This window comes from Micromonospora sp. ABR4_055 (assembly GCF_056160425.1).
In genome coordinates, this window is sequence record NZ_JBSWXD010000265.1 from 1 (window position 1) to 4,948 (window position 4,948).

Below are 4,948 nucleotides of genomic sequence, written 5' to 3' on the forward strand. Positions count from 1 at the left end.
GGGCGGGTCCCCGGCCGGGGCGGCTGGTCGGTGCCCGGGTCAGGCTGCGGACCACGGGCCGGTGGCACGGCACCGCCCGGCCCGGGTACCACGGGAGCGGCCAACGGGCCGCCGGAGCCGCCCCGGGACGGCTGGCCGGGGATCGGCGCGGACCGCGCCGGGCGGGGCCCGCCCGAGGTCGGCCGGGCCGACTCGAACGGCTGACCGGCCGAGGCATGCCGGCCGGCCGACGGCCGCGATGGTGCCGGGCCGTCCCCCTGCCGGGTCTGACCCGCCCGGTCCGCCCCGGCGGCCGGGCCACGTTGCGGCATCTCCGGACGGCGCTCCCGGCCGTCGGTCTCGTCCGCCGGTTCCGGGGCGCGTCGACGCCCGCCGGACGGCCTGACCGGCGCAATGATCCGGGTCTCGTCGCGCCCATCGGCGCTGGGGCCGGACGTTGGTCGGGTCGGGGTGCCCGGCGCTGAACGGGGCCCGCCGAAGGGGTCGCCGGATGGCCGCTGCGGCGCGGACGGCGGCAACGGCGGTGCGTTGCCGGACCGCGGCACGACCGTGTCCGCCGCTGGCAGGCGTTGGGGCGGTCGCTGGTACCGGCCCGGTGCCGGGCTCGGCCCACCCGGGGTCGGGGCCGGCCCACCGGAGACCGGGGCCGGCCCACCGGAGACCGGGGCCGGCCCACCGGGTGCGGGGCTGACGGGTGGGGGTTCGGACGGTTTCGCGCCAGCCGGGAAGACGGGCTCAGCCGGCCCCGGCCCGGTGCGCGGCCGCGCGGCCGGACCTGGCCGCGGACCCGGAGGCGGCTGCGATCCGGCAGTCGGCTGCGGACCCGGACCCGCTGACGGCTGCGGCTGCGGCTGCGGACGGGACGGGGCAGCGGACCGGGAAACTGCCGAGCGGGACGGCGGGCCGTCCGTCGAGGAGTCTCCGGATACTCGGGCACCACCGGGTCCGATGTCGATCCGCTGTTCCTTGGCGGTCCGCAGATCGTCCAGCCAGCCGGTCTCCTCGCCGCTGACCTCTTCCTCGACCTGTGCCCGGCCCCACCGACGGCCCTTCGGCTTGCCCTCACGACGCTCGTCGGGGTGATCGGGGCGGTCAGAACCGCGCGCTCTCACTGCTGTACCTCCCCGGCAGCAACGCTGCCGCTGTCATCGGGCACCGGACCAGCCTCGGACGCTGGGACGGATGGATCAGGTTCGGCGGCACCAGCGGACGCGCCGGAGGCGGTGCGTCCAGCGAACGCCCGGATGTCGGGCGGCAGGCCACGCACGATCCGGCGGAGCACCGGCAACCGCGCGGAGACCGTCCGCTCGGCGCCGTGCTCAGTCGGCCGGTAGTAGTCGACACCGGCGAGTTCGTCGGGCGGGTACTGCTGAGTGACCACCCCCCGGTGGTCGTCGTGAGGGTAACGGTAGCCGCCTCCGTGGCCGATCCGCCGCGCCCCCGAGTAGTGGCTGTCCCGTAGATGTGCCGGCACTGTCCCACCCCGGCCGGCCCGTACGTCGGCGACGGCCGCCGCCAGCGCTGCCGTGGTCGAGTTGGATTTCGGGGCGGTGGCCAGGTGGATCACCGCCTGGGCGAGGTTGAGTTGTGCCTCCGGCAGCCCCACGTACTCCACGGCGTGGGCGGCCGCGGTTGCCACCGACAGCGCACCCGGATCGGCCATCCCGACGTCCTCGCTGGCGAAGATCACGATCCGGCGGGCGATGAACCTGGCGTCCTCCCCGGCGACCAGCATCCGGGCCAGCCAGTGCAGCGCGGCGTCGACGTCCGAGCCACGCATGCTCTTGATGAACGCGCTGGTCACGTCATAGTGGGCGTCGCCGTCGCGGTCGTAGCGCACCGCAGCGACGTCGATTGCCTGCTCGGCGGTACGCAGGTCGATCTCCCCGGTGTCGGTCGCGGTGGCCGCCGAGGCCGCCGCCTCCAGGGCGGTGAGTGCCTTGCGCACGTCGCCACCGGCCAACCGGACCAGGTGGTCCTCGGCCGGCGGGGACAGCCGCAGCGCGCCGCCGAGTCCACGTTCGTCGGTCACCGCGCGCCGGAGCAGGTCACGGACCGCCTCGTCGCCGAGCGGCCGCAGGGTGAGCAGGACACACCGCGACAGTAACGGCGAGATGACCGAAAAATGGGGGTTTTCGGTGGTTGCCGCCAGCAACGTCACGGTACGGTCCTCGACCGCCGCGAGCAGCGAGTCCTGCTGGGTCTTACTGAAACGGTGCACCTCGTCGATGAACAGCACCGTCGGCAACCCACCGGTACGCCGCTGCCGTCGGGCCTCGTCGATCACCGCGCGGACGTCCTTGACTCCGGCGGACAGCGCCGACATCGCCACGAAACGACGGTCGGTGGCCCGGGCCACCAGGTGGGCGATCGTCGTCTTGCCGCAGCCCGGCGGCCCCCAGAGGATGACCGACATCGGCGCGGTGCCGGTCACCAACTGCCGCAGCGGCGCGCCCGGGGCCAGTAGATGCTCCTGGCCGACCAGCTCGTCGAGGCTCGCCGGACGCATCCGTACCGGCAACGGCGCCGACGCGGGCGGGCCGGAGCCGGAGTCGCCCGCCGCCACGCCGCCACCGACCGGCGGCGCGTCGCGGCGCTGCTCGGCGGAGGGGTAGGAGAAGAGGACGTCGGACTCCATCAGCAAGACAGTACCGGCCCGATCTCGGACGCCGGAAATGCACCGAGATCGGGCCAGTGAACAGCCGGGGTCAGCTGCGCCGACGGCGTCGGGCCCAACCGCCGCCGGTGCCACGACCGACCCCGGCGAAGAACAGGGCCAGGCAGAGCAGGCCGATCAGCACCATGGTGTTCCAGTTGAACAGGTCGGGCGCACCGAGATCGGTGTCGAGCAGGTCGAGCAGCAGGGCGAAGCCGAAAACGACAGCCGCAGCGATGGCGAACATCAGATCCTCCTGGGGGGTTCAGTCGGTCGGCCGTTCCATACCCAACGGCCGCGCCGGCCAATCCAGCTTGGACCAGGCGAGACCAGGTACAGCGGTGCGGCCGCGGCCAGCACGACCGCGCCGACCAGCATCGCCAGGCTGACCGAGGCGGCACCGGCGATCGCCATCAGCACCACCCCGCCGAGGGCACCAGCCGGTTGAGCGACCATCGAGTTGAGCGAGAGCACGCTGGTTCGATGCGAGCCGTCCACCTGCCGGTGCAGCAGGCCCATGTGCACCGGGTTCGACGCACCGTGGATGGCGTAGCAGGCCAGATAGGCCACGATCACCCCGACCGGCCCGGCGAGCAGCGCCATCGCGACCACGGTCGCCCCCTGCAGGACGCGGAACGCGGCGGCGGTCACCGGCGCACCGAGTCGTCGGGCGACCGCCGGCACCAACGCGGCGCCGCCGGCCGACGCCAGCCAGGCGAAAGCACCGACCGGGCCGAGCAACGCCGCCGCCCGTTCGGCGTCGCCGGTCACCTCCGCCAGCCGCACCGGCATCAGGGTCTCGAAGGCGACCATGCCGAACCCCCAGAACAACTCGACGGCGACCAGTGCGACCAGCACCCGGGAACGCCGCAGCAGCGCCAGCGCATCCCGAACCACGGACGGCACCCGCCGGATCGACGCGCCGACCGTCGACTCCGGCGCCGGTTGTCCCCCGGCGACCGGCGCTCCGGCTGCCGGCCGTGCCTCGACCAGCAGCAGCACCAGGCCGACCAGGCCGACGACCTGGAACAGCGCCGCGACGAGCACCGGTCCGGTGAGCGCGCTGACCGGACCCACCGGACCGAGTGCCACCAGACCTCCGCTGGCCAGCGATCCGGCTGCGATCGCCAGGCCGAGCACCACTCCCCCGTGACTCAGCCCGCCTTCGTACCGCGCGTCGGGGTCGGCGGCGAGCGTGGCGTCGACGTACCAGGACTCCAACGGCCCGCTCTCCAACGCCCGGTAGAGACCCTGCAGCAGCATCACAGCGACGAACAAGGCGAAGGAGTCCGCGACAGCGAGCAGCGACAGCGACGCCAGGTTCGCCGCCGCCGCGCCGATCAGCACCGGCTTGCGACCGATCGCGTCGGCCAGGCCGCCGGTGGGCAGCTCCAGCAGCAGCACGGCCAGCCCCTGCGCGGCGACAACCAGGCCGATCTGCGGCAGCGTCAGCCCGCGCTCCAGCATCAGCAGCACCCAGACGGGGATCAGCAGCCCGACGGGTGCCCAGCGCAGGCCGTGCAGGATCAGGTAGCGCCGATGCACCTGCCGGGCGGTCAGCCCGGTCACGGCTCGCCTCCGACCGACCCGTCCCCGGCAGACCCGCCCCGGTCGCCGTTGACGACGCGGGGGAAGCCGTAGGTGTAGAGCATCACCTGCTCGGCCACGCCGTCGCCGGGGCCGGGGTCGGCGCGGTAGCGCTCGACGACCGCGTGCAGGTCGGCGTTGAGCCGCCGCAGCTGGTCCGAGGTGAGGGTCAGGATGTAGTCGGAGTACTCGGCGGCGTCCCGCCACTCGATCGGGTAGCCGTCACGGGCCATGTGCCAGTCCTCGGCCAGCCGGACGAACTGCTGGACGAAGTAGCTGTTGAGCCAGTCGGCGGCGGCCCGGGCGTCCGGGTCGTCGTCGAACGAGGTGCCGCGCCACGAGGAGACCTGGTGCACCGAGCGCCACCAGCGCTCACGGCCGGTGCCCCGGGCCGGCTCCTCGCGGACCAGCCCGACATCGGCGAGCTTGCGCAGGTGGTAGCTGGTCGCTCCGGTGTTGGTGCCCAGCTCGTGGGCGAGTGCGGTGGCGGTGGCGGGTCCGTCCAGCCGCAGCGCGCCGAGCAGGCGCAACCGCAGCGGGTGGGCCAGGGTGCGGACCTGCTCCGCGCTGAGCCAGACCGTCGACAACTGTTCGTCCATGCCATGCACGATAGCTTTGCAGAGATTGTGTGCACAACTTCTTTGCAAGCTTTCTCTGCGGTTCGCTCCGGTCGAACAGAAGCGGGCCGGGTCCACGGGCGTGCGA

The 4,948-nt window shown here is 73.7% G+C and carries 4 protein-coding genes and 1 pseudogene; all 5 read right to left on the reverse strand.

The window, feature by feature from the left end:
• A pseudogene (locus ACXAHD_RS31405) lies at positions 1–545 on the reverse strand (hypothetical protein); the annotation flags it as partial.
• 563 nt (positions 546–1,108) lie between these two features.
• Entirely contained in the window at positions 1,109–2,638 is a 1,530-nt protein-coding gene (locus ACXAHD_RS31410) for a replication-associated recombination protein A (protein WP_281554531.1), read from the reverse strand.
• Between the two features lie 70 nt (positions 2,639–2,708).
• Positions 2,709–2,903, reverse strand: a complete 195-nt coding sequence (locus tag ACXAHD_RS31415) for a hypothetical protein (RefSeq protein WP_281554530.1) — start codon at positions 2,901–2,903, stop codon at positions 2,709–2,711.
• Positions 2,903–4,225 carry an MFS transporter gene (locus ACXAHD_RS31420; RefSeq protein ID WP_281554529.1) on the reverse strand — a complete coding sequence of 441 codons (1,323 nt, stop codon included), beginning with the start codon at positions 4,223–4,225 and terminating at the stop codon, positions 2,903–2,905. Before ACXAHD_RS31420 ends, ACXAHD_RS31415 begins: the two co-directional genes overlap by 1 nt.
• Positions 4,222–4,842 carry a helix-turn-helix domain-containing protein gene (locus ACXAHD_RS31425; protein ID WP_475055060.1) on the reverse strand — a complete coding sequence of 207 codons (621 nt, stop codon included), beginning with the start codon at positions 4,840–4,842 and terminating at the stop codon, positions 4,222–4,224. The genes ACXAHD_RS31420 and ACXAHD_RS31425 overlap by 4 nt, the downstream gene beginning before the upstream one ends.
• Positions 4,843–4,948: the final 106 nt, after the last annotated feature.